At 34.5% G+C, this 25217-nt stretch carries 23 protein-coding genes; 8 read left to right on the forward strand and 15 right to left on the reverse strand.

Going from position 1 to position 25217, the window contains the following annotated elements; all coding sequences use genetic code 11:
* Positions 1-49: 49 nt before the first annotated feature.
* From ugpB to M4Z11_RS03910, 4 genes are all read right to left on the reverse strand, one after another.
* Positions 50-1375 (reverse strand): sn-glycerol-3-phosphate ABC transporter substrate-binding protein UgpB, encoded by a 1326-nt coding sequence (ugpB, locus tag M4Z11_RS03895; RefSeq protein ID WP_249676534.1) that lies wholly within the window; start codon positions 1373-1375, stop codon positions 50-52.
* Between the two features lie 324 nt (positions 1376-1699).
* On the reverse strand, positions 1700-2611 hold the full coding sequence (locus M4Z11_RS03900) for a metal ABC transporter solute-binding protein, Zn/Mn family (protein WP_249676536.1): 912 nt from the start codon (positions 2609-2611) through the stop codon (positions 1700-1702).
* Positions 2604-3494, reverse strand: coding sequence for a metal ABC transporter permease (locus M4Z11_RS03905; protein ID WP_249676539.1), 891 nt, complete (start codon positions 3492-3494; stop codon positions 2604-2606). Before M4Z11_RS03905 ends, M4Z11_RS03900 begins: the two co-directional genes overlap by 8 nt.
* 16 nt (positions 3495-3510) lie before the next feature.
* Positions 3511-4251, reverse strand: coding sequence for a metal ABC transporter ATP-binding protein (locus tag M4Z11_RS03910; RefSeq protein ID WP_249676542.1), 741 nt, complete (start codon positions 4249-4251; stop codon positions 3511-3513).
* Between the two features lie 705 nt (positions 4252-4956).
* On the opposite strand from M4Z11_RS03910, the gene nrdH reads away from it, so the two are divergent.
* The 4 genes from nrdH to nrdF are packed head-to-tail and all read left to right on the forward strand — an operon-like array spanning position 4957 to position 8694.
* A complete protein-coding gene (gene nrdH, locus M4Z11_RS03915) occupies positions 4957-5178 on the forward strand; it encodes a glutaredoxin-like protein NrdH (protein ID WP_078679900.1) in 222 nt (73 codons plus the stop codon).
* A complete protein-coding gene (gene nrdI, locus M4Z11_RS03920) occupies positions 5178-5570 on the forward strand; it encodes a class Ib ribonucleoside-diphosphate reductase assembly flavoprotein NrdI (protein ID WP_078679901.1) in 393 nt (130 codons plus the stop codon). Before nrdH ends, nrdI begins: the two co-directional genes overlap by 1 nt.
* Positions 5558-7708 carry a class 1b ribonucleoside-diphosphate reductase subunit alpha gene (gene nrdE, locus M4Z11_RS03925; protein WP_249676545.1) on the forward strand — a complete coding sequence of 717 codons (2151 nt, stop codon included), beginning with the start codon at positions 5558-5560 and terminating at the stop codon, positions 7706-7708. Before nrdI ends, nrdE begins: the two co-directional genes overlap by 13 nt.
* 11 nt (positions 7709-7719) lie before the next feature.
* Positions 7720-8694 carry a class 1b ribonucleoside-diphosphate reductase subunit beta gene (nrdF, locus tag M4Z11_RS03930; protein WP_249676550.1) on the forward strand — a complete coding sequence of 325 codons (975 nt, stop codon included), beginning with the start codon at positions 7720-7722 and terminating at the stop codon, positions 8692-8694.
* On the opposite strand, the gene prmC is transcribed toward nrdF, so the two are convergent.
* The 4 genes from prmC to secA form a co-directional block, all read right to left on the reverse strand.
* A complete protein-coding gene (gene prmC, locus M4Z11_RS03935; RefSeq protein ID WP_249676553.1) occupies positions 8691-9557 on the reverse strand; it encodes a peptide chain release factor N(5)-glutamine methyltransferase in 867 nt (288 codons plus the stop codon). The two genes, nrdF and prmC, sit on opposite strands and share 4 nt — an antisense overlap.
* Positions 9554-10633, reverse strand: coding sequence for a peptide chain release factor 1 (gene prfA, locus M4Z11_RS03940; protein WP_249676556.1), 1080 nt, complete (start codon positions 10631-10633; stop codon positions 9554-9556). The genes prmC and prfA overlap by 4 nt, the downstream gene beginning before the upstream one ends.
* A 173-nt stretch (positions 10634-10806) precedes the next feature.
* Complete coding sequence (locus tag M4Z11_RS03945) at positions 10807-11220, reverse strand: Fur family transcriptional regulator (RefSeq protein WP_249676557.1); 414 nt, start codon at positions 11218-11220, stop codon at positions 10807-10809.
* Positions 11221-11237: 17 nt separating this feature from the next.
* A complete protein-coding gene (secA, locus tag M4Z11_RS03950) occupies positions 11238-13952 on the reverse strand; it encodes a preprotein translocase subunit SecA (protein ID WP_249676558.1) in 2715 nt (904 codons plus the stop codon).
* Between the two features lie 415 nt (positions 13953-14367).
* Here secA and M4Z11_RS03955 point away from each other — a divergent pair, with 415 nt between their 5' ends.
* From M4Z11_RS03955 to M4Z11_RS03970, 4 genes are all read left to right on the forward strand, one after another.
* Positions 14368-15321: a peptidylprolyl isomerase gene (locus M4Z11_RS03955; RefSeq protein WP_249676561.1), complete on the forward strand. Its 954-nt coding sequence runs from the start codon at positions 14368-14370 to the stop codon at positions 15319-15321.
* An 83-nt stretch (positions 15322-15404) separates the two neighbouring features.
* Positions 15405-16643 (forward strand): bifunctional glutamate N-acetyltransferase/amino-acid acetyltransferase ArgJ, encoded by a 1239-nt coding sequence (gene argJ, locus M4Z11_RS03960; RefSeq protein ID WP_249676564.1) that lies wholly within the window; start codon positions 15405-15407, stop codon positions 16641-16643.
* A gap of 133 nt (positions 16644-16776) precedes the next feature.
* Positions 16777-17190, forward strand: a complete 414-nt coding sequence (mutT, locus tag M4Z11_RS03965) for an 8-oxo-dGTP diphosphatase MutT (RefSeq protein WP_249676567.1) — start codon at positions 16777-16779, stop codon at positions 17188-17190.
* Positions 17191-17548: 358 nt separating this feature from the next.
* Entirely contained in the window at positions 17549-18904 is a 1356-nt protein-coding gene (locus tag M4Z11_RS03970; protein ID WP_249676570.1) for an L-cystine transporter, read from the forward strand.
* Between the two features lie 1176 nt (positions 18905-20080).
* On the opposite strand, the gene M4Z11_RS03975 is transcribed toward M4Z11_RS03970, so the two are convergent.
* From M4Z11_RS03975 to M4Z11_RS04005, 7 genes are all read right to left on the reverse strand, one after another.
* On the reverse strand, positions 20081-20575 hold the full coding sequence (locus M4Z11_RS03975) for a F0F1 ATP synthase subunit B (RefSeq protein ID WP_249676573.1): 495 nt from the start codon (positions 20573-20575) through the stop codon (positions 20081-20083).
* A gap of 11 nt (positions 20576-20586) precedes the next feature.
* Positions 20587-21243, reverse strand: a complete 657-nt coding sequence (locus M4Z11_RS03980; RefSeq protein WP_349628748.1) for a F0F1 ATP synthase subunit B — start codon at positions 21241-21243, stop codon at positions 20587-20589.
* Positions 21244-21347: 104 nt separating this feature from the next.
* Positions 21348-21578 carry a F0F1 ATP synthase subunit C gene (locus M4Z11_RS03985; protein ID WP_006589457.1) on the reverse strand — a complete coding sequence of 77 codons (231 nt, stop codon included), beginning with the start codon at positions 21576-21578 and terminating at the stop codon, positions 21348-21350.
* A gap of 54 nt (positions 21579-21632) precedes the next feature.
* Positions 21633-22391 (reverse strand): F0F1 ATP synthase subunit A, encoded by a 759-nt coding sequence (locus M4Z11_RS03990; RefSeq protein WP_249676575.1) that lies wholly within the window; start codon positions 22389-22391, stop codon positions 21633-21635.
* 2 nt (positions 22392-22393) lie between these two features.
* Positions 22394-22819: an AtpZ/AtpI family protein gene (locus tag M4Z11_RS03995; RefSeq protein ID WP_249676578.1), complete on the reverse strand. Its 426-nt coding sequence runs from the start codon at positions 22817-22819 to the stop codon at positions 22394-22396.
* A gap of 278 nt (positions 22820-23097) precedes the next feature.
* Positions 23098-24531, reverse strand: coding sequence for a ribosome biogenesis GTPase Der (gene der / locus M4Z11_RS04000; protein WP_249676581.1), 1434 nt, complete (start codon positions 24529-24531; stop codon positions 23098-23100).
* Positions 24531-25208, reverse strand: a complete 678-nt coding sequence (locus tag M4Z11_RS04005; RefSeq protein WP_249676585.1) for a DUF2659 family protein — start codon at positions 25206-25208, stop codon at positions 24531-24533. The genes der and M4Z11_RS04005 overlap by 1 nt, the downstream gene beginning before the upstream one ends.
* Positions 25209-25217: the final 9 nt, after the last annotated feature.

Genomic DNA, 25217 nt, shown 5'->3' on the forward strand with positions numbered 1-25217 from the left:
TCGATTTTCAAGATCTAATTTTTCAACTTTGAATAATGATCATGAAATGTTAATGATTAGCTTTTTCAAATTCACGTAAAAGTTTATTACCACGTTTAACTACTTCATCTAACCCCTCTTTTGGTGATTTAGAACCATTCAGAACAGCTTCCAATTCTTGATCAAGGATCGAACGAATTTGTGGTAAGCTACCAAATCTTATTCCTTTTGAATTTTCTGTTTGTGGATTTAAATTGATTTGTTGAATAGCAATATTTATACCTGGATTCTTATCATAAAAATTTTGGTCTCTACTTAATTCGTAAGCAGCTTTTGTGAGAGGAAGGTATCCTGTTTTTTGATGCCACTTAACTTGATTATTTGTTTGCGAGAGAAATTTAAGAAAAGCTGCTGCACCTGCATATTCTTTAGATGTATGACCTTTCAAAGTCCAAATAGAGGCGCCACCAATAATTGAGTTTTGTGGTGCATCTTTTACATCATCATAATAGGGAAGCATACCAAATCCAACATTAAATTGGGCTTCTGAAATAATTCCACCGAGTGATCCTGATGATTGTATTAAAATTGCACAGCTTTGTGCCATAAACATTGGTACTGAATCGAGTGCACCAGCTGGACCACCGTAACGAAAGATTCCTTTATCTGACCATTTTTTAAGATCTGTCCACATGCGTATTTGCAAAGGACCGTTCAATGTTAGTTCTGCATCAAGTCCATCAAGACCATTTCTTTTTGTTCCTACAGGAATGTTATGAAATACTGAAAAATTTTCTATGCCAATCCATTGTGCAGCATAAGTCATTGTGAAACCACAATTCGCAGCTTTGTTATCAATAATTTTTTTTGAAAAATTTTCTATATCTTTCCATGTTTTAGGCGGTTGTTCTGGATTAAGCCCAGCTTTTTTAAAAATATCCTTATTATAAAAAAGAATTGGTGCTGAAACATTAAATGGCATAGAGAGCATCCGTCCCTGAGCGTCAGAATAATAGCTACTAATAGCAGGTAAATAGTCTAAGGTATCGAATTCTTGCTGTGTATCAGCCATGAGCTGGTAAAGTGGATAGACCGCACCTTTTGCAGCCATCATAGTACCTGTGCCAACGTCATAAATTTGGGCAAGAACCGGTTGTTGTTTCCCTCGAAATGCTGCGATAAGTGATACCATACTTTCTTCATACTCACCGCGGAATGAAGGAACAATTTTATAATCAGATTGGGTTTTATTAAAATCATTAATAAGATTTTCTGTTTGTTTTCCTAGGTCTCCACTCATAGAGTGCCAAAAGCTGATTTTTGTTTGTGTGAAACCCGTTGTTGCCGCAGTTATAGCAATCATAAATGCTGCTAAGGAAAGATAAAGACGATTCATGATTCATCCCTTTTTGAATTGATGGAGCACGGTTTTCTCAGGACTATTAATGTAATTCATAAATATATCATGATGGTTCTCTTTCAGAAAGATGCCAATTCATTTAAACATGAACTATGCAAAGGTCAAACGAATTTGTGTAAATTGACCAGTTTTCAACTTTTGTAATTGTCTGGATGTGATTGTAATAGCCGGCATTATAAAATGGCAATGATTCCAAAAAAAATGAAAAAAGATAATCAGAGAGGCAAACAGTCAAGGATTCTCATATGAGGTGATATAATCTTTAGGTTGATTGTTTACATTCCAATAATATTACCTGTCTTAACGTTCAGTTATAGCGTTAATGATGGTGTTAACATTGTATTCCATCATATCAAGGTAAGTTGCAGCAGGGCCTCCTTTTTCGGATAAGGCATCGGAATAAAGTATGCCACCAATTTTTAAACCTGTTTCTTTTGAAATTTGTTCTATAAGACGAGGATTAGAGATATTTTCAACAAATAATGCGGATACTTTATTGTTTTTAATTTGTTTAATAAGTTTAGCAACATCTGCTGCAGTAGCTTCTTTTGAAGCGCTTTCGGGAGAAATGATGGTGAGTCCATATTCATGAGCAAAATAACCAAAGGCATCGTGAGATGTAATAATGGTTCTCTTATCTTTCGGGATAGTGGAAATTCGTGTTGTAATGGTTGTATGCAGTGCTTTTAGTTTTTGAATATAAGTCTGAGCATTTTTATTATAATTTTCACATGATTGTTGATCGATTTTACAAAGAGCGGCGGCAATATTTTTGACGTAAGTTTCAACATTAGGAATAGCTTGCCAAGCATGTGGATCAATATTGCTGTGGTGATGTGTCCTATTGCGTTTTTCGTATTTAATTTCTAATGGGGGAATATTAGCACTGACTTCCACAAGAAGCGCTTTTGTTCCAGTTGCTATCGTAAGCCGATTTATGAAATCTTCTAAATATAGACCGTTGATGAAAATAATATGAGCATTTTTAATAGTTTTTGCATCACGAGGTGTAGGCTCGTAACTATGGATGCTTGTATTGGGACCAACAAAGGTAGTGATCGAGATATGATGGTCTCCTACATTTTTTACTAAGTCTGTAAGAATGGAAAAGCTTGTGACAACATTAATTTTTTGATGCGCAGTGGCAGAAAGTGGAAAGAGAAGTAATAGAATAGAGTTCAGCAGAACAAATTGTTTAGCAAATTTATGCATGTTGTTTTCTTATGATGGAAAGGATGTATAGAAAAGGGCGAGGGAACCAGGTTGCAATGAGTCCAGGTGGGCTTATAAGACAGGTAAGAAGATAGATAGATCCTGCAACTGTAATGATAGACGCACCAGAGGGCAAGGATGTATGAAAAGAGAGCAGGAGACCAAATACACTGGAAGTTATTCCTAAAATAATTGATAATATACAGATAGGGCCCAAACGCGAAAGCCAAAAACGGGCAGTGATCGCTGGAATCATCATAATGCCGATGGACATAAGTGTTCCTAATGATTGAAAACCACCAACTAGGTTTAATACCATAAGTCCAAGTAATAACATGTGAACATATTTTCCTAGTGGAGAGAGTGATTTAAAAAATAGTGAATCAAAGCTTTCTACTACAAGAGCTCGCCAAAAAATACACAGATTAGTTATTGTTATGAGCATTATAACAGTAATTAGCCAAATGGCCTGTGTATTAATAGAAAGCACTGAACCGAATAAAAGATGCAATAAGTCAATTGTTGATCCTTTGAGAGAAATAATCATGACACCTATTGCTAATGCAAAAAGATAGAAGACAGTCATTGAGGCATCTTCTTTTTGAAAACTATTTCGCGAAATCAAGGTAGCTGCTAATGCGACAATAATACCAGCTCCAACTCCACCAAGAGTCATGAATATGGGAGAAAAACCACAGAAAAGAAAAGCGACGGCGACACCAGGAAGAATAGCGTGTGATATTGCGTCACCTGTTAAACTCATACCACGTAACATTAAAAATACCCCAATAGGGCAGGCACTGATCGTTAATAAAATGGAGCCAATTAAAGCATTTTGCATAAATTGGAAATCAATAAAAGGTGCGAGAAAAAATGCGTACACGTGTAGATAATCCAGATTAGATAAAATTACTTGACAGAAAAGGCTCGTGTTTGTGAATTGATATGGAAAAATTAGGTATGAGAGGTGACGTGATAGGATGATTATTGGCGCTTAATAAGTGTGTCGTTTCTCCATAAAAAGCGTGTTGTTTATTGATATGAATCATTTGTGGAAAATATTCTTGAACAGTAAGAGAATCATGAAGCGCTATAAGAATTGTGCGACCTTTTTGTTGCCAATGAGTAATCAGTTTTAGGAGATCCTTTTGGGTTTTAAGATCCACACCGTTGAAAGGCTCATCAAGCAATATAATATCCGAATCTTGGACAATAATACGTGCAAAAAGAGCACGTTGTAATTGCCCATTTGATAGTGTGTTAAGTGAACGGTGAGCAAGTGCTGTAAGTCCAACTATTTCTAGTGCATTTTGAATTTTATATTGGTAGGAATGTTGGCTTTTCCATAATCCACAGAAAGACCATAATCCCATTTTAACGAGTGTTTCTACATCAACTGGGAATGTTCGATCAATGTCACAGTATTGGCCAAGGTAAGCAATACGGCTTTTCGTTAGTTTTGTAATTTTACCACTGATCGGTTTAATTAATCCGGCAATAGCTTTAAGAAGTGTAGATTTCCCAGAACCGTTATCACCGGTTATTGCAATTAATGAATTTTTTGTCAGTTTTGCTGAAAACTTTTTTATAACAATTCTGTTTGTGTAACCTAATACCACATTATTGAATTGTAAGCTCATATTGATACCATTCTTTTTAAAATATTTTCAAATATGTTATGTTATATAATTACATATGTCAATAAAATGTTATATTATATCTTTTGCTTTTAGGAGACTTTTCATGGCAATGGGAATATTGTAGAAAATTTAAAATAGCTTTGAATTTCTCTTGACGAAATCATGTCTATGTATACTATATATAGTATTAGAATGGTCAGTGATTCAAAATAAATGCTAAATGCTAAATGTGAATACATTGTTCATTTTATCGCAATCAGATTATTTCATAGTGAAGTACCATATATTTTTAGAGTAGCAGTTCAATTAGAATGTCACCTTAGGGGAGTTTTTTTGTTCATTGTCTATGTATTAAAGTTTTTTGTGCTGGAAAACAAACGAAAGCACCAACAAAGTGGCTGTAAAGGCTAAAAAGACAGTTGGCTTTATGGTACTTTTAATTAAAAACAGTGAAACGAGAAAATGCTAGTAGGTAGTTGTTGTATAACGGAGAACAGTTATTTTAGGACTGTAAGCCGTTTCTTCGTTTGTGCTATGTTTATTTTAAGGAAATGTAGTGATTTAAAGCTACGTTCGTCAGCTTGTAAGTCATTTTAATTGAAATATGACTAAGTATTTTGGTATGTAATTATTGTGTAAATGTTATGAAATTATCATAATTAATTTGTTTCTAAATTATTTTTTAAATTATGAAAGTTGAAAAGAATGATCACTATTTATAGTAAACCATCTTGTGTTCAATGTGATGCTACCTATCGTGCTTTTGATGCTAAGGGTGTTGATTATAATGTTATTGATATTTCTCGTGATGAACAAGCGTATAATTTTGTTCAATCTTTAGGATATCGTCAAGTGCCTGTAGTAGTTTGCGATGATAATCATTGGTCTGGTTTTAGACCAGATATGATTAATGGTCTTTGTGGCTAATGGGGCTTATTGTTTATTATTCGAGTGCAACGGGTAATACTGAATATTTTGTTTCTCAGCTTGATCAACGACTTTTCAAAATTGATAAAAAAAATCCATCAATATTGGTTAATGAGCCGTACGTGTTAGCTGTACCTACTTATGCAGATGGTAAAGGTAGATTGGCTGTACCAAAAGCAGTGATTCATTTTCTTAATGAAGTGGAAAACCGTGAATTGGTTCGTGGTGTCATTGGTGGTGGAAATCGCAATTTCGGTTGTTATTATAATTTAGCGAGCAAGATAATTGCAGAGAAATGTTGTATACCTTGTCTCTATCGTTTTGAGCTTCGAGGAACTGAGGAAGACGTTATTTGTGTTAAAAAGGGATTGGAAAAGTTTTGGAAACAATAAGTGTAAAAAAACTGGAGACGCCAGATCAAATTACAGATTATCATGCACTTAATGCGATGCTTAATCTTTATGATGAGAATGGTCATATTCAATTTGATATGGATAGACTTGCTGCCCGGCAATATTTTCTCCAACATGTTAATCAGAATACGGTTTTTTTTCATAATTTAAAGGAGAAAATAGATTACTTGATAGAAGAAAATTATTATGAGAGAGAATTATTTGAACTTTATGATTTTTCTTTTATTAAAAAGCTTTTTAAACGCGCTTACGCATTTAAATTTCGTTTTCCTACTTTTCTGGGTGCGTTCAAGTATTACACGAGTTATACATTAAAGACTTTTGATGGTAAACGCTATCTTGAGCGTTATGAGGATCGTGTTTGTCTTGTTGCTTTATATTTAGCACAGGGGATTAAAGCCCTTGCTGAGGGATTGGTTGATGAAATTATTACAGGACGGTTTCAACCAGCAACACCAACATTTTTAAATGCGGGCAAAAAACAAAGAGGTGAATTAGTATCGTGCTTTTTGTTGCGCGTTGAAGACAATATGGAATCGATAGGTCGTTCGATTAACTCAGCTTTACAGCTTTCGAAACGCGGTGGAGGCGTAGCACTTTGTTTGACAAATTTACGAGAAGCAGGGGCACCAATTAAGAAAATAGAAAATCAATCATCAGGTGTCCTACCTGTGATGAAAATGTTAGAAGATGTATTTTCTTATGCTAATCAACTTGGTGCACGACAAGGCGCTGGTGCTGTTTATTTACATGCACATCATTTAGATATTATGAAATTTTTGGATACAAAACGAGAAAATGCTGACGAAAAAGTCAGAATTAAAACACTTTCTCTTGGTGTTATTATCCCTGATATCACTTTTGAGCTTGCCCGCAATAATGAGGATATGTATCTTTTCTCATCTTATGATATTGAGCGGGTTACAGGAAAACCTTTTAGTGATATTTCTTTGACAGAGCATTATCGCTCTTTTGTTGATAATTCAAAGATACGCAAAAAGAAAATAAGTGCGCGAGTTTTCTTCCAAACGTTAGCGGAAATTCAGTTTGAATCAGGATATCCATATATTTTATTTGAAGATACGGTCAATCGGGCAAATCCAATAGCAGGTCGTATTAGTATGAGCAATTTGTGTACAGAAATTTTGCAGGTAAGTGGAGCGAGTGAGCTGGAAATAGATTTAACTTATCGTGCTGTTGGCAATGATATATCATGTAATCTTGGCTCAATGAATATTGCAAAAGCAATGGAGAGTGATAACTTTGGGAGAACAGTGGAAATAGCTGTACGTGCTCTAACAGCTGTTTCTGATATGAGTAATATTGCTTGTGTGCCTTCTATTGCAAAAGGCAATGCTGAGAGTCATGCGATTGGTTTGGGACAAATGAATTTGCATGGTTTTCTAGCGCGTGAAAAGATCTATTATGGAACGCCAGAAGCAATCGATTTTACCAATATCTATTTTTACACAGTTACATATCATGCATTGCGTGCTTCTAATTTAATTGCGCGTGAACGTAAAAAAATGTTCGTAGGATTTGAAAAATCAGCTTACGCAGATGGACATTTTTTTACAAAGTATATTGAGAAAGAATGGAAACCACAATTTGAGTTAGTACAAGAGCTTTTTACACGTAATAATATTGTTATTCCGAACCAAAGAGATTGGCAAGAGCTCAAGCAATTAGTTGCTCAATATGGGCTTTATAATCGCTATCTTCAGGCTGTACCACCTACAGGATCTATTTCCTATATTAACTATGCAACTTCTTCTATTCATCCAATTGCTTCGAAGATTGAAATTCGCAAAGAGGGAAAAATAGGACGTGTTTATTATCCTGCTCCTTATATGGATAATACGAATTTAGAGTTTTATCAGGATGCTTATGAAATTGGGCCTGAAAAAATTATTGATACTTATGCTGTTGCTACGCAGCATGTCGATCAGGGTCTTTCGTTAACGTTGTTTTTTCCTGATACAGCAACCACACGTGATATTAATCGTGCGCAAATTTATGCCTGGAAAAAAGGCATAAAGAGTATTTATTATGTACGGTTACGGCAGATGGCATTGAGTGGAACAGAAGTTGATGGTTGTGTTTCATGTAGTTTATAGGAGATGATTATATGACCAAAATTACAACCAAAAATCCTGTTGTTTGCGCTGTAAATTGGAATAGACTCCATGACGAAAAAGATCTTGAAGTTTGGAATCGTTTAACTGGTAATTTTTGGTTGCCTGAGAAAGTACCATTGTCCAATGATATTCCTTCATGGGCTAGTTTGACGGAGGAAGAACGAAAACTGACAATTCGTGTTTTCACAGGTCTTACTCTTCTTGATACGGTTCAGAATACTGTGGGAGCTATTTCCCTTATGGCCGATGCTGTAACAGAACATGAGGAAGCAGTATTAACCAATATTGCATTTATGGAAGCGGTTCATGCACGTTCTTATTCCTCTATTTTCTCAACTTTATGTTCGACAGTGGAAGTTGATGATGCATTTAGATGGTCGGAAGAAAATACCTATTTGCAAAAAAAAGCGAGATTAATACTTGAGCATTATGAGGCGAATGAACCGCTAAAGAAAAAAATTGCTTCGACTTTGCTTGAGAGCTTTTTATTTTATTCTGGTTTTTATTTACCCATGTATTGGTCAAGTCGTGCTAAGCTGACTAATACCGCTGATTTAATTCGGCTTATTATCCGTGATGAGGCTGTTCACGGTTATTATATCGGTTATAAATTTCAATTAGGTTTTGTGAAGCTTGATGAAGCTAAAAAACAAGAAATAAAAGATTTTGCTTTTAATATACTTTTTGATCTTTATAATATTGAGTGTAAATATACTGAAGATCTTTATGATGCTATTGGGTTAACAGAGGATGTTAAGGTTTTTCTTCATTATAATGCAAATAAAGCATTAATGAATTTAGGTTTTGAAGCTCTTTTTCCACCTGAAGTGTGCCGTGTTAACCCTGCTATTTTAGCAGCTTTGTCACCGAATTCTGATGAAAATCATGACTTCTTTTCAGGATCAGGTTCTTCTTATATTATTGGTAAAGCAGTTGCAACTGTGGATGAGGATTGGGCGTTTTAATGAGTGAAGGAAAAGAGAAGCGCACGAGGTATTCTATTTAAATCTTCACGTATTTTTAAACATTTAAATCCATTTTTTTTAAATAAATCACAAACTTCTTTTTCTTGAGAATAGCCAATTTCAACAGCGATATAGCCCTTTTCTTTTAAATAATTTGCTGATTCATGCGCCAATTTTCGATAAAAATCAAGGCCATCTTCTCCACCAATTAGGGCACGCAAAGGGTCGTGTTGGCGCACTTCTTTTGCAAGGTTTTTGATTTCTTTTTCTGGAATATAAGGAGGATTGGAAATAATGAGATCAAATTGTCCCTTGACGGAATCAAACCAGTTGCTGAGAAGAGGTGTAAAACGGTGGGCAACATTCGCATGCTGTGCATTTTTTGTAGCTGTCTTTAAAGCATCTTCGGAAATATCAACGGCTACAGCATAGATTTGAGGAATTTGCTTGAGAATTGCTATAGCGATAGCTCCACTTCCTGTTCCCATATCAAGCAGTGTAGTTTGTTCTGATTTCTCTAGATATGTTTTAAGAATTGGTAAAACAAGATCAACAAGTGTTTCTGTATCCGAACGTGGTTCTAACGTATCTTTAGACAAGGTAAAAGGTATACCGTAAAATTCTCGTGTTCCGATAATACGGTAGACGGGTTCACCTGCAATACGTCGATTTATAGCTTGCTCTAATTGTGCGAGCTGATCAGAAGATAGACACATATTTGGTTGAAGAATTCTATCAGATGCAGTAGTTCCTGTTACCCATTCAACGAGTATTTTTGCGTTAAGATCGGCTTCAGAAATTCCTTGATATTGCAATTTCTTTTGTGTTATTTGGATGGTTTTACTGAGCGAATGATCATTCATCTACGTTGATCCATTTCTGTAAGGAGTGTCGTCTGATGATCAGAAATGAGTGCATTAATCAGCTCATTTAAATCTCCTTCCATGATACGATCAAGTTTATATAGAGTCAGATTAATACGATGGTCAGTTACACGTCCTTGTGGAAAATTATAGGTGCGAATACGTTCTGATCGATCACCAGAGCCAACTTGAGTTTTGCGGGATGCTGAACGTTCACTCTCTGCTTTTTGTCGTTCAATATCGAATAAACGCGCACGTAAAATTTGGAGTGCGCGTGCGCGGTTTTGATGTTGTGATTTTTCTGCTTGAACAACCATAATTCCTGTTGGTATATGCGTAATACGGACAGCTGAATCAGTTGTATTGACATGCTGCCCACCTGCACCAGATGCACGCATTGTATCAATGCGGATATCTTCTGGGCAAATTTCAATATCAATTTCTTCCGCTTCTGGTAAAACTGCAACAGTGGCGGCTGATGTGTGGATGCGTCCTCCTGTCTCTGTTTCAGGGATGCGTTGTACGCGATGGACACCTGATTCAAACTTAAGCTTAGAAAATACGCCTTTTCCTGAAATGGCTGCTATAATTTCTTTATATCCACCAACTTCACCATCACTCAAAGAAATGACTTCAACTTTCCAGTTATGAGTATTAGCATAACGTTCATACATACGGAAAAGGTTTCCTGCAAAAAGTGCTGCTTCTGATCCTCCCGTTCCTGCTCGAATTTCAATAATAACGCTTTTTTCATCAGCAATATCTTTGGGCAAAAGAAGAATTTGGAGTTTTTGCTCAAGTTCCTGAATTTTTTGATATAATGATGATAGCTCTTCTTGAGCTAAATTACGCAATTCTGTGTCTGTTTGTGTATCACTTATTATAGTTTCGATATCTTCTATTTCTTTACAGAGAGAATTTAATGCTCGTATAGGAACTATAATTGGCTGTAATTCTGCGTATTCGGAAGCTAATTTTACATATGTTTCCGCATTTGGGTTCTCAGCCATTTGGCTTTCAATTATTTTGAAGCGTTTTTCAAGTTGCTTCATGCGGTCTTGTGGCAAAGAAACCATGGCAGTATCGGCCTAATTTATTGAATGTTAGAAGTTGATAATATTACACCATTATATTATTGTAGCGGGTAATAAAGAAGAAAAATACTCCTGCCAACCAAATTTTAGAATAATTTATGTAAAACTTGATGTGCATAAGTAGTTTTTTTCATTATACACATAGGTTTATTAATTTAGGATGTGCGTTTTTTTCCATAAATTTCAAGACGATGATGAACAATATTATAGCCAAGAGAATGGGCAATTTCTTCTTGCAACTTTTCAATGATAGCAGATTGAAATTCAATAGCTTCTCCTGTGTCTATATCAATAAGATGATCGTGATGTTCGCTTTTTGCTTGCTCAAAACGAGAAGGTCCCCCATTGAAGGCATGGCGATGAATAGTTCCATTTTCTTCTAATGTTTTCATTGTGCGGTAAACAGTTGATAGCGAAATACTAGAGTCTATTTCATGAACACGCTGAAAAATTTCAAACGCATTCGGATGATCATCTGTATCGGCTAAAACGTCAAGAATGATACGTCTTTGACGCGTTACTCTTAGACCGGCAATTCGTAATTCTTTTTCATAACTTTGTTTATTCATTTTAATTTTTTTATTTTTCAGGTGAAGGATCCATGACAATGCTTATATTTTTTTCCTGAACCACAAGGACAAGATTCATTTCGTCCAATTTTCCCCCATGTTTTTGGATCATTAGGATTGTGTTTTTGGGGATTAACTAACCTATTTTCGTTTATCTGCATCCATGCTGTAGTGTTATTTTTTTCGCTCTGAGTACTGGAAGAATATTGGGAGCGAGATCTTTCCGGTATTTTTGATTCTACGTGTTGTTGAATAATTTCAAAATGCATGAATTTAGAAATAAAATTTTTACGGAGATTGATAAGCATAGTTTGAAAGAGTTCGAATGACTCTGTTTTATACTCATTGAGAGGATCTCGTTGTGCATAACCACGGAAGCCAACAGCAGAACGTAAATGATCTAAATGAACTAAATGCTCACGCCATAACATATCAATTGTTTCAAGTAGTATAGCTTTACGAAAGTAAGCGATTATTTCTGGACTATAGCGTTCAGAGCGTTCCTTTTCAAATTTTTCAACAGCCTTTGTTATGCGTTCTACAATTTGTTCTTCTGCAATTCCTTCTTCGTTTGCCCATTGTTCTATTGGAAGGTTTAAATTGAAAACCTGATATAGTTCCTTTTGTAAATCTTTCACATTCCATTTTTCTGCGTATGTTCCATATGGAATGTGCGTTTCTACTAGATCTTCAATGACTTCATTACGCATTTCAATGGTCATTTCAGTTAAATTTTCTGCATTCATAACTTCCATGCGTTGCTCAAAAATAACTTGGCGTTGATTATTCATCACATCGTCATATTTTAAAAGATTTTTACGAATTTCGAAGTTTCGCGCTTCAACCTTTTTTTGAGCTTTCTCAAGAGCTTTATTAATCCATGGATGGATAATGGCTTCATTTTCTTTTAGCCCAAGCTTTTGCAGCATACTATCCATACGGTCAGAACCGAAGATACGCATGAGATCATCTTGAAGAGAAAGAAAAAATTTTGAACGTCCAGGATCACCCTGGCGACCAGAACGACCGCGAAGTTGGTTGTCAATTCGACGACTTTCGTGGCGTTCAGTAGCGATGACATAAAGACCCCCAGCAGCTAACGCTTTCTCTTTAAGTTGTTGAACATCTTTTTTGATTTCTTCAATTTTAGCAGTTCGTTCTGGGCCTTCAGGTATATTCTGCAATTCTTGCCGAATACGTATTTCAATATTACCACCAAGTTGTATATCGGTACCACGACCTGCCATATTGGTTGCAATAGTCAACGCTTTAGGAACACCTGCTTGCGCTATAATATGTGCTTCCTGTTCATGATACCGGGCGTTCAAAACTTGAAAATCAGTAATACCTTCTTTTCGTAAGCGTTCTGCTAATTGTTCCGACTTTTCAATAGAAGTAGTTCCAACTAGAATAGGTTGTCCTTTTTCATGAGCTTGACGAATATCGCGAACAATGGCTCGATATTTTTCCTCTGCTGTTCGATAAATTTCATCATCTTCATCGCGGCGTTGAACGGGTAAATTTGTAGGGACTTCAACAACCTCAAGATCATATGTATTATTAAATTCTTCAGCTTCCGTTATAGCTGTGCCAGTCATACCAGATAATTTTTGATACATACGAAAATAATTTTGGAAAGTAATAGAAGCTAAGGTTTGGTTTTCTGGTTGAATAGTGACATGTTCTTTGGCTTCTAATGCCTGATGTAATCCTTCAGAATAACGCCGTCCTGGCATCATACGACCAGTAAATTCATCAATTATAACGATCTCACCATTGCGGACAATATAATCTTTATCACGAATAAACAATTTATGCGCTTTTAGAGCGTTATTAATATGGTGAACAATTGTAACATTTTCTATGTCGTAGAGGCTTTCATTTTTAAGATGCCCAGCTTTTTTAAGTATTTCCTCAATTTTTTCAGTACCAATTTCAGTAAAAGTTGTTGTTTTTTGTTTTTCATCTATTTCGTAATCCTCTGGTGTTAGGAAAGCAATAAATTCATCAATAAGATTATAAAAATCAGTACGATCTTCTAAGGGACCAGAAATAATAAGCGGGGTTCGTGCTTCATCAATGAGAATTGAATCAACTTCATCAATAATTGCATAATGATGGCCACGCTGTACCATTTGGCTACGGTCAAAAGCCATATTATCGCGAAGATAATCAAATCCTAATTCATTATTTGTTGCATAAGTAATATCACACGCATAAGCTGCTCGACGAGAATCGTTATCAAGGTGGTTGAGAATAACGCCAGTTGTCATACCTAAAAAATCGTAGATTTTCCCCATTGTTTCAGCATCACGACTGGCAAGATAATCATTAACCGTGACAACATGGACCCCTTTTCCTTCTAAGGCATTAAGATATACTGGTAAGGTTGCCATTAATGTTTTACCTTCACCAGTACGCATTTCAGCAATTCCTCGGTTATGAAGAACCATTCCACCAATAAGCTGTACATCAAAGGGGCGCATGCCGTAAACACGTTTCGCTGCTTCACGAACAGTTGCAAATGCTTCTGGTAATAGCGAATCAACCGTTGCTCCTTCAGTTAATCTTTTACGAAATTCAGCGGTTTTTTGGTGTAATTGCTTATCGCTTAATTTCTGCAATTGTTCTTCTAAGGCATTAATTTGTATTGCTTTTTGGCGAAGTGCTTTTATGCGGCGTTCATGAGCCGAACCAAAAAATTTATGCGCAAGAGCACCTAAATTGACCATTTCTGGTCCTTTCTTTCATTTGTTATCACCGCAATGGGTGTTTATAAATTGTACCTATCGCTCTGCATCACCTAAAACGCTTGATATAATGAGGTGCGTGCAGTGTTTTATGTTAAGTAATATATGTTTTTTTCATTTTTTTCTAAAAGTAGAGATTAAGGGCCTACAAGCATCATGTCAACTTTAGTGATATTATTTGAATAATTAAGGTATGAAGTAATTTAGGGTATAATGTGACATTTTTCTATATTATCATATTTTGTATTATCTGGAATAAAGTGTAATAGAATGGAAGGATTATTTTTTGTTTTTGTGAAATAAAATTATCAAATTTATCTATGTCTAGATTTTAAAGTGCTATGGTGAAGAAAATTTAAATTTGAAAATGCATTAATTTTTTAAAGGGAGTATATTTATGAAATTCAATTTTAGCACACTATGTTTAGCCTCAACTTTATTAGTTAGCATACATGCGGGCGTGATAGCCCAAGAAAGTGTAAAGTCTGCGAAAAATGATTTAAGTACTTTAGAGAACGCTACTGAAAAACCAGTTTCTCTTTCTCATGTAATAGCAGTGATTGATGGGAAAAATATTACAGCGGGGCAATTGGATGAGCTAGCACTAGAAATAAATCCTAATTTAGTTCGTGTTCCGGATGAACAACGTCGTGTCACGGTCTTAAAAGCTTATTTGGATATGCAAGCACTTGCTAAAGCAGCCCTGCAAAAAGGTGTAGATAAGACAGAAGCTTATGATAAACGTATGGCAATAATGCGCGATAATATTCTTCAGCAACTTTATTTTAAAGAGATGGTTGTTGACAAGATTGCAGATGCTGATGTGAAAGCCCTTTATAATAAGGAAATTGCTGCTTTGCCTAAAGAAGATGAAATTAAAGCGCGCCATATTTTAGTCAAGACAAAAGAAGAAGCAGAAAAAATTATTAAGCGTTTGAATAAAGGTGAAAACTTTGAGGAAATTGCAAAAAAAGATTCAACAGACGGTTCTTCTGCTGTTGGTGGAGATCTTGGTTATTTTAGTCGTGGTCAGATGGTTAAATCATTTGAAGAAGCTGCGTTTAATTTGAAAGTAGGGGAGTATACTAAAAAACCTATTGAAAGTCCATTTGGTTGGCATGTTATTAAGATAGAGGATCGTCGTTTGAAACAACCTCCTGTCTTTGATGATGTTAAAGATGTATTGCGTACACAGCTTATAAGAGAGCATTATCAAACACTTATCACTGACTTACGGAGTAAGGTCAATGTAGAATACCCTGATTCTAATATTGCAAAACGTATGCAATCTCTTAATAAAGATGAAGCACCATTTCTAGGTGAAGCATCCAATTTAGAGGGAGGAGAATAGTCTTTTTCTTATGCTGGGTCTATTTTTACAAGGCCCAGCACCTTTATAGATTGTATTCAATCACATTTATGGAAAAGCGTGTAATGGCTGTAAAGATATCGCCTTTATCACCTAAACAAATACAAGAGCTTCCACCATTATCTGGTGTGCGGATAGCTACAGCTGAAGCTGGTATTAAATATAAAGGTCGTACAGATCTTCTTTTTATTGTGTTTGATGAGCCAGCTAATGCAGCAGGTGTTTTTACACGTTCAAAGTGTAGATCTTCTGCTGTAGATCATTGTCGTGAATCGCTTCTTTATGGGGTTGCTAGGGGTCTTGTTGTTAATTCTGGAAATGCAAATGCTTTTACAGGGTGCAAAGGTAAGCAGACAACAAATGCAATAGTACATTCTGCATCCAGTGCTTTAAAAGCGAGAGAAAATGAAATTTTTATAGCTTCTACGGGTGTTATTGGTGAACCAATGGATGAGGCTTGTATTTTAAATCTTTTACCTGATATGGTTTCTAAAGCAAAGGAAGGATGCTGGTTAGAAGCTGCGAAAGCTATTATGACAACCGATACGTTTCCAAAACTTGCAACGCGTCAATTTGATTTTGGGGGAGAGCTTGTTACTATTAATGGAATTGCAAAAGGTGCTGGTATGATTGCACCAGATATGGCAACAATGCTTTCTTTTGTGGTAAGTGATGCAGAGATTTCTTCAGATATACTCCAAATGATGTTATCAGAAGCTGTTCAGGAGACTTTCAATTCGATTACTGTTGATAGTGATACTTCGACGTCTGATACATTAATGATCTTTGCAACAGGACAAGCGAAGGGCTGTCTCCCTTGTTTGACAAGCCGATCAGATCCTCGTTATTGGACATTTTCAAAGTACTTGCGTGAGCTTTTGCATGAACTTGCATTACAAGTTGTTTGTGATGGTGAAGGAGCCCGTCATTTAATTGAGGTATCTGTTATTGGTGCTACAACAAATAGTGCTGCTAAGACTATTGCTCTATCAATTGCAAATTCACCCCTTGTAAAAACAGCTATTGCGGGCGAAGACGCTAATTGGGGGAGAGTTGTTATGGCAATTGGTAAAGCAGGTGTTGAAGCAGACCGTGATCGATTAAAAATTTGGTTTGGTGAACATCGTTTGGCTTTTAATGGTGAACGTGATCCTCATTATAGCGAAGAAGCAGTGAGTGCTTATATGAAAAGTCAACATATTACAATTTGTGTTGATATCGGTCTTGGGAGTGGGAAAGCAACAGTTTGGTCTTGTGATTTAACGAAGGAATATGTTGCGGTCAATAGTGATTATAGAAGTTGATTAATAAAACATAAACTTGAATATTTAGTATTTATATACTTTTGAAAAATACTGGATATTTAGTTGTTTATTCTGGGGTAGGGCTTTACAATAGTAAGAATGATAGTCATCTATTACTTTTTTGGTCATTAGTATGCATATAAAAAAATCACTCCTTCTTGTTGTTGCATGTGCTTTATTAGACCCGGATAATCGGGTGTTACTTGCACAACGGCCTCAAGGAAAATCATTAGCTGGTTTATGGGAATTTCCTGGTGGAAAGATTGAAAATGGTGAAACGCCAGAGGTATCATTAATTCGTGAGTTAGCAGAAGAGCTTGATATTTATGTTCAACCGAATAATTTATCACCCTTAACATTTGCAAGCTATAATTATGAAACTTTTCATCTGTTAATGCCTTTATATATTTGCCGCCGTTATGAAGGAACCCCAAAAGGACGAGAAGGACAAAATTTAGAATGGGTTTTCATTAGCAGTCTTGATGAATATTCTATGCCTGACGCTGATAAGCCATTGATTCAAGTTCTAAAAAATCTTCTTCTTTAATGTGTTGATAAAGGGAAAATATTGATAAGCAATGGGAAATTTCTTTCACTAAATATTCGGGGGGGGTAAGGAATCTTAGGCAACTGTATTTTTAAAGTAAGGTTTTTGAGATAATCAGGAAGAGATTAACCTATTTTTTTAAAGATAAATTGCTTGATTATTGTTGTACATTGTTTTGTGTTGGAATACGAGATTTATTATATGTACATTTATTTTTATTAAGTCAATTTATTTTAGATAAAATAATTATTAGAAATAAATTATTTATAGATAAAAAATATTTTATTTATTATTATAATATTTACATTTTATTTGTGAGTTATTTTTTAATGTTAAAAAATAATAATAGGAATAAATAATGACATTTAGTTTTTTTATTAATGTATTTTTATTTGTTATTTTTTTGTTATGTCTTGTTCGTTACAAAAAAATTAAAAAAAATTTTACATTGCACGTTATACTAGGTCTTATCGTTGGTTTAATTTTTGGTAGTGTTTTGCAGATTATTTATAAAGAAGGCAATCCTATTCTATTAGAGTCTGTTGAATGGTTTAACATTGTTGGTGATGGATATATATCGTTATTAAAAATGATTGTTATACCATTGGTTTTTATCTCTATCGTTTCGGCAGTAGCACATTTGCATTCTGTTTATGCTGTCGGCAGAATTGGCATAATAACAATTTCAATACTCCTTTTGACAACATCTTTTTCTGCGTTGATTGGTATCTTTATGGTTAATTTCTTTGGACTCACTGCAAGTAGTTTAGTACATGGAGGAGAAGATACATCTACTATTCTTGCAAGTCATACTTCTCAGCTTAAAGATATCAGTATACCAAAGTTGATTTTATCATTTATTCCTCAAAATTTATTCGCTGAGTTAATAGGAACAAAGGCTACATCAATTATTAGCGTTGTTATTTTTTCAGCTTTTTTAGGAGCAGCGGTTATTCTTTTAAAAAAGGATGAACCAGATAAAGGGGAGAAAGCCCTTTTATTGATTCAAATTATACAGTCTTGGATTATGCGATTAGTGCGTATTATAATTTCTTTAACACCTTACGGTATTTTTGCTCTTATGACTAAGGTGGGAGCAACTTCAAATGTTGCGGATATCTTAAAATTACTAGTTTTTATTGTTATTTCTTATATTGGTATTACTCTTATGTTTGGAGTTCATGGCATATTACTTGGTATATCAGGTATTAATCCATTCCGTTTTTTCAAAAAAGTTTTTCCTGTTTTAACATTCGCTTTTAGTAGTCGTTCAAGTGCCGCTAGTATTCCTTTAAATATCGAGGCACAAACTCAATGGATTGGTGTTCCGCATTCAATTGCAAGTTTTGCAGCTTCTTTTGGTGCAACAATTGGTCAAAATGGTTGTGCAGGTCTTTATCCAGCAATGCTTGCGACTATGATAGCTCCTTCTGTTGGCATTAATCCTCTCGATCCTCTCTGGATAGCTACCCTTGTTTGTGTTGTAACATTAAGTTCTATTGGTGTTGCTGGTGTTGGAGGAGGAGCTATTTTTGCTGCGTTAATTGTTTTGCCAATTATGGGGCTTCCTGTTACTTTGGTAGCTGTACTCATTTCTGTTGAACCTTTAATTGACATGGGACGTACGGCTCTTAATGTAAATGGTTCAATGTTAGCTGGAACTATGACAAGCCAGATATTGCATACAACGGATAAAAGCATTTTTGAAGAATAATTTTCGTATTGAGATTATCGACTTTTTTATGTTTATTATTGATATAATTTTTATTATTTATTGATAATTTTACTTTCTTATAAAACAGCCTCTTTCCATAAAATATAATATCTCACAAACCTGCGCATTATCACAAATATAATTTCGCTGTAAATTTAAGTTTTTATAACCTTAGTGCTACCATCTAAACCTTTTTATTAATTTTAGTTCTCCTAGAAATTTCCATACTATTGAAAATTTCTGCATCTTCATAGATTCTAGTCTATAATAGATCAAGCAATTGCCCTTGTGTGATAGTTTTTTACTTCAGTAAAATTCACTGAAATTACTTTCTTGTATGTTTCTGGAGTTTTTAGGAGCTCTGGTACAATAAAGTTTATAATTATCAGTTATTATTTTATTTCTTCTAGAAATTCATCTTTTGGATTGCAAGTTTTTAGATATAGTATATCTTTTTATTTTTTATGTGGTAACTTAATATTTAATTCATCAAATTATTCATAATCTGTAAACTAAGAAAGATTGCTATTTTTTCTTATTATAATAAATTATAAAGTTATGGTAGGTTGCTCACTTTGATAGCTAGTGTAAGATAGTAGTTTCTATCTTGATAAAAATTAATTGCGATTATAAAATTTTTTTATTAATAAAAGAGTATTATTAGAACGATATTTACTTAATATATAAATTCATATTTTACTCCCAATGTTCACACAGTTTACGTGCATTATAAAATGCCTTTTTATAAAGCTATGATTAAACTCTAACTTTAATATTATTTTCTGAACTAAAAGTATTTCTCTTTTGAGAAAGAGAAACCCTTAGTGTTGAGCTTTTGTATCTCACTTCTGACAAATAAAGCTTTTATTGTTAATCAAATTAAAGCTCTCCGTTATTTCAACCAGCAATTTCAAGTCATAAAGAAAGGTCTATATTAATCACTACCTTATTTATTGTAAAATTTGTGATAAAATTAAAATAAGTAAAATTTAAACGATCAATTGCTTCTTTATTATCTCAATCCAATGCTTCACCAAACAATTTTTCTCTTAAGATCCGTTTATGATAAGAAAGATTTTACATCAATAATATAGCTAAAAAGCTAAGAAAAATCTTGATAATCAACAAACGCAATATTCATTCTCAATATGTTAAAAAAACGCTAATAAAAACATATTAATTAAAATATGTTTCTATTTTTTTTAGGGATTCTTGAACAAAAGGTTCTTTAATCAAGTTATTAGCTTGCTCAGCATCTAATTCTTTCGTAAGAACTCTATTTGCAGCAGAAATTGCTAAATCAATAGCAGATGAAGAAACCACCCGAACTGCATTAGCTTCGGCTTGAGCAATTTTTTGTTCCGCTAACCGACTACGATTCTTTATATATTCCTCTGTTTTTATGCGAGTTTCAGTAATAATAGCTTCAACTTTACATTTAGCATCAGCAATAATCTCTTGTGTTTCTTTTTCTATTTCTAGATGTTTACGCTGATATTCAGCAAGTACTCTCTGTGCCTCTTCACGAAGATGAAGAGCCTCATCAAGTTCGTCTTTAATATATTTTGCACGTGCATCAAGTTTACGTATTATCACATTGGGAACTTCAAAATAGACTAAAAGAGCTAAAAAAAGAACTAACCCAATAAAAGCCCAAAACGTATCAGTCATTCTTGCAATCCTTAATGACTTACAGCTTTAATAGCTGAATTAACAGATTTTTTATTAATATCAACATCAATTAACTTCTTAATGATTTCGAAAGTAATGTCTTCTGCGATTAAATTAACATTCTGCATTGCTTTATTTTGAATCTCTTTTATTTTATCTTCAGCATTTTCTAGTTTTTTCTCCAAAACTGCTTCAATTTTTTCTCGTTGGAGTTCAGCCTTTAATTTAATTTCATTATTCGCGGCATGTATCATAGCTTTTGCTTCTAAACGAGCCTCTGCTAATTTCTTTTCGTAAATTTCAATTACAGTGTCTGTTTCCTGTTTTATGCGCATTGCCTGATCTAAATCGGATACAATCCGATCTCGACGTGTTTCAATAACACTACCGATACGCGGTACGATTACACGAGAAACGAAGAGATAAAAAAATCCAAAAGAAATAGCCAACCAAAGAAAATGTGAACCAAAATACACGAAATCAAAAGGTGGAAAGATACGATTTGCATGCTCTGTAATACTATTAAACCCTACTTCACCATCATGACATCCTAGCATTTTAGTATCATCATGATCAAATTCTACCTTATCATTAAAATGATTCGGCATTTTAGTATCTTCTACATCATCGCTGGAAATCAACATTTCATTTTCCTTCGAAATAATCACTCTATCTCTATTAAATCAAAGTAATAACTTTCTTTTTATTAAGAGCTAAAAAACTATGTCTGTTCTCAAACAATTTATAAAACAGACAAGCTTTTTGAAAGTAATTAGACAGCGAAAAGAAGTAAAAGGGCAATAAGCAATGAAAAAATACCTAAAGCTTCTGTAACAGCAAAACCAAATACTAAACGACCAAATTGACTATCTGCTGCTGATGGATTTCGTAAAGCACCAGAAAGATAGCTCCCAAAAATATTTCCAAGACCTAATGCGGTTCCAGCCATACCAAAGCAAGCAAGACCAGCTCCAATATATTTTGCTGCAAGTACTAATTCCATATCATTCTCCTTTAAAGCGAAATTGCATAATTTGACGGAAATCCGCCGGTTTTATTAATGTTCTGGATGGACCGCATCATTAATATACATACAAGTTAGAACTGTAAAAACATAAGCTTGAAGAAAAGCGACCAAAAATTCAAGAGCCGTAATTGTTACAGTCATGGCAAGTGATAAAATTGCACCGCCCAAACCTATGATTCCAATCCCAACCATTGAAACAATAAAGCCAGAAAATACTTTAAGCGTGATATGACCTGCAAGCATATTAGCAAACAGGCGGAATGAAAGGCTAATAGGGCGAGATAAAAAAGAGATAACCTCAATCATTGTAACCAAAGGTAGTATGATCACAGGAACGCCACTAGGAACAAAAAGCTTTAAAAAATTGAGTCCATGTTTATAAAAACCATATCCAATTACCGTTAAAATTACTAACATTGCTAATGAAAAAGTAATCACAATTTGGGAAGTAATTGTATAAAAATAGGGAAACAAGCCAATAAAATTGGCAATAAGAACAAAAATGAATAACGAAAAAACTAACGGAAAAAATTGCATTCCCTGTGTACCAGACGATTCTCGCAAAGTTGACGCTACAAACTCATAAAGCATTTCGGACACAGATTGTATCCGCGTTGGAACTAATCGACGACTTGATGATGAAATGAAAAGAAATACTGAAGAGAGAATAACCGTCAGAACAATAAAAAATGACACATTTGTAAATGACAAATCCACATTTCCAATGGAAATATTAATCAATCGTGAGACCTCAAATTGATGGATAGGATCTGGAGCGCGCGATGTCACTTTTAAACCTCTTTATTATCTTCTTTATTTTGTTGCAAAGCACTACGTTGTTCTAATTGGCTGGGAGCAATATATTTCATAGATCGAAGAATATTTAGTATACCAGCAACGAATCCAAGAAAAAGAAAAAATACTAATCCCCATGGTAATGAACCTACTAATTTGTCAAACCCAAATCCTAAAACAGCTCCTACAATAATATTTGCCAGAAATTCACTCGACAACTTAACAGCATATGCCATTTTCTTTTGTTGCTCTTTTTCTCCAACTTCAGACTGCTCTTTCTTTAACACTTTTTTACCGATTAAAGCTAATTCTAAATTCCGATTACGAAATTCTAAATCCTCTGAATAAAGAGAAGATACTTGTTTGTGTTTATGTCTCTCAATATCCTTTTGTGGCATATCGGGTTTACCGCCCTTAGCCATAACTGGCTCCTTAATCAAAAAAGGTTACAATACACTCCATTAAGCTTTATTTAGCATATTGCTGTCAGATTTATTCGTCAAGTCCTCAAAAGCACTCTACCACAAAGATTTTTATAGATAAATAAAAACGCCTAAAATTTATTCTATTGCGTAGAAAATCTAATAAAAAGGGTATCATATCTTAAATTTTAACAGATTTGCAAATATTTGCTATTCTATAATAAGTGATTAAATGTTGGTTTTTAATTTTATAAAATTAAACAATATGTAAAAGAAAATTACTTCTTTTTTGCACTTTTTGCAAAAGGATTATCAGATGTCCGCAGAGATAGACGAATTGGTATACCTTGCATATCAAATTTATCTCGCAGTCCATTAGAAAGATAACGCAAATATGATTGAGGCATTTCTTTTGATCGTGAACAAGAAATAATAAATCCAGGAGGACGTGTCTTAACTTGTGTTATGTATTTAATTTTAAGTCGATGTCCAGAAACAGCGGGTGGTGGATAATTAACAATCATCGTTTCAAGCCAGCGGTTCAGTTTTCCTGTAGAGATACGGCGGTTCCATACACGATGTATCATCGTAATGTTTTCCATCAATTTATTAATTCCTTGACCATATTGACCTGATAAAGGGATAGCTCTCAAGCCACGTACCTGAGGAAGAAGGCGAGTACATTTTTCGTATAAAGTAGTTAATGTTTCATGACGGTTTTCAATAAGGTCCCATTTGTTGAAAGCAATGATAGGAACACGTCCTTCACGAATCACAAGATCAGAAATTTGTAAATCTTGCTTTTCAAAAGATGCTGTTGCATCAAAAACAATTACAACGACTTCAGCGAAACGGATTGCACGTAAAGAATCCATAACAGAAAGTCTTTCTAACTTTTCTTGAATTTTTGATTTTCGACGCAAACCTGCAGTATCAAAAAGTTTAATACGACGATTATTCCATTCCCAATCTACAGAAATAGAATCACGCGTAATACCAGATTCAGGTCCTGTCAGTAAACGATCTTGCCCTAACATGCTATTGATAAGTGTAGATTTCCCTGTATTTGGACGACCAACAATTGCTATCCGAATGGGTTTTATTTCATCATAAACAGAATCCTCTTCTACTGTGTCACTAATATTATCGCTAATAGATGAAACCTGTGTAGCAGTATAAACCTTTTCTTTTTCTCTCTTCAGATTAAAAACTTTATCTGTACCAATAGCAGCCACAATAGCATCACGAAGATCTGAGAAACCTTGATTATGTTCAGCAGATATTAGGCAAGGTTCACCCAATCCCAATGACCATGCTTCATATTCTCCTGCTATCGCTGCTTTTGACTCAGATTTGTTAGCAACGAGCACGATTGGTTTTCCTGATTTACGAATGAGTGAAGAAAAATCTAGATCACTGGGTGTGATCCCACTTTTAGCATCAAGCACAAATAAAATAAGATCTGCTTCATCAATGGCAATTTTTGTCTGAGAACGCATACGTCCTTCAAGTGTATGGTTATCTGATTCCTCCAACCCTGCTGTATCAATTACATCAAAATGAAGATCTTGAAGCTTAGCTGAATGGGTACGTCGATCACGGGTTACACCTGGTTGATCATCAACTAGAGCCAGCTTTTGCCCAACCAAACGATTAAATAGTGTCGATTTACCAACATTAGGCCGACCAACTATAGCAATGGTAAGGCTCATCAATTGATTCCTTCTTTAACCTTTCCACTTGCTTGAATAAGCTCAAGCATAATTTTTGCTCGATCCGTTATTTTAAATTCTAGAGCATTCTCTTCAACAATTTTTTGAAAATAATAAACTGCATTTTCCATTGTATCCGCTTTATAAGCGGCTAAGCCTAAGGCCTCTCTTGCAGACATGCGCATAGGATCAATATCATTGGCCATTTCTTTAACACGCTGCATTACATCATCAAATGTTCCTATATCAACTAAAATATAAGCTGCTCGAATTTTTGCAATTTTCCGCAAAATCTGTGGTGCTTTTTCATCCGCTGCAATCATATCAAACATTTGTACTGATTTTGCAGTATCACCTCGTTCCATCCACAAAGAGGCTTCACGTAAACCTGCAAGAAAAGGATAACCACCAAAATCAGATTTTTTAACACTTTTTAATTTCTTAATCGCTTCATCGAAATGATGTGCATCAGCTAAATCAAGGCCTGTTATAAAGGTATCACCAACATTATTAGCTTTATTTATCTGCTGCTGCTGATAAATTTGATAGATAATTATCATCAAAACAAAAATAATAACTACGCCAATAACAAAAGAACCATAACGTTTCCAAAAAGTATAGAATTTTTCTTGACGGAGTTCTTCATTAACTTCATAAATAAAATTATCATGTGTCATATAGTCTAC

This window comes from Bartonella bilalgolemi (assembly GCF_023500045.1).
Lineage (GTDB): Bacteria > Pseudomonadota > Alphaproteobacteria > Rhizobiales > Rhizobiaceae > Bartonella > Bartonella bilalgolemii.

Coding starts and splice junctions, on each gene's coding strand:
- M4Z11_RS03900 (WP_249676536.1), bottom strand. CDS start 2,611: ATGCATAAATTTGCTAAACAATTTGTTCTGCTGAACTCTATTCTATTA.
- M4Z11_RS03910 (WP_249676542.1), bottom strand. CDS start 4,251: ATGAGCTTACAATTCAATAATGTGGTATTAGGTTACACAAACAGAATT.
- M4Z11_RS03985 (WP_006589457.1), bottom strand. CDS start 21,578: ATGGAATTAGTACTTGCAGCAAAATATATTGGAGCTGGTCTTGCTTGC.
- der (WP_249676581.1), bottom strand. CDS start 24,531: ATGAGCCTTACCATTGCTATAGTTGGTCGGCCTAATGTTGGTAAATCG.
- prmC (WP_249676553.1), bottom strand. CDS start 9,557: ATGAATGATCATTCGCTCAGTAAAACCATCCAAATAACACAAAAGAAA.
- M4Z11_RS03975 (WP_249676573.1), bottom strand. CDS start 20,575: ATGACTGATACGTTTTGGGCTTTTATTGGGTTAGTTCTTTTTTTAGCT.
- argJ (WP_249676564.1), top strand. CDS start 15,405: ATGGCTGTAAAGATATCGCCTTTATCACCTAAACAAATACAAGAGCTT.
- M4Z11_RS03945 (WP_249676557.1), bottom strand. CDS start 11,220: ATGAATAAACAAAGTTATGAAAAAGAATTACGAATTGCCGGTCTAAGA.
- nrdI (WP_078679901.1), top strand. CDS start 5,178: ATGGGGCTTATTGTTTATTATTCGAGTGCAACGGGTAATACTGAATAT.
- ugpB (WP_249676534.1), bottom strand. CDS start 1,375: ATGAATCGTCTTTATCTTTCCTTAGCAGCATTTATGATTGCTATAACT.
- M4Z11_RS04005 (WP_249676585.1), bottom strand. CDS start 25,208: ATGACACATGATAATTTTATTTATGAAGTTAATGAAGAACTCCGTCAA.
- prfA (WP_249676556.1), bottom strand. CDS start 10,633: ATGGTTTCTTTGCCACAAGACCGCATGAAGCAACTTGAAAAACGCTTC.
- secA (WP_249676558.1), bottom strand. CDS start 13,952: ATGGTCAATTTAGGTGCTCTTGCGCATAAATTTTTTGGTTCGGCTCAT.
- M4Z11_RS03995 (WP_249676578.1), bottom strand. CDS start 22,819: ATGGCTAAGGGCGGTAAACCCGATATGCCACAAAAGGATATTGAGAGA.
- M4Z11_RS03955 (WP_249676561.1), top strand. CDS start 14,368: ATGAAATTCAATTTTAGCACACTATGTTTAGCCTCAACTTTATTAGTT.
- M4Z11_RS03970 (WP_249676570.1), top strand. CDS start 17,549: ATGACATTTAGTTTTTTTATTAATGTATTTTTATTTGTTATTTTTTTG.
- nrdH (WP_078679900.1), top strand. CDS start 4,957: ATGATCACTATTTATAGTAAACCATCTTGTGTTCAATGTGATGCTACC.
- mutT (WP_249676567.1), top strand. CDS start 16,777: ATGCATATAAAAAAATCACTCCTTCTTGTTGTTGCATGTGCTTTATTA.
- nrdF (WP_249676550.1), top strand. CDS start 7,720: ATGACCAAAATTACAACCAAAAATCCTGTTGTTTGCGCTGTAAATTGG.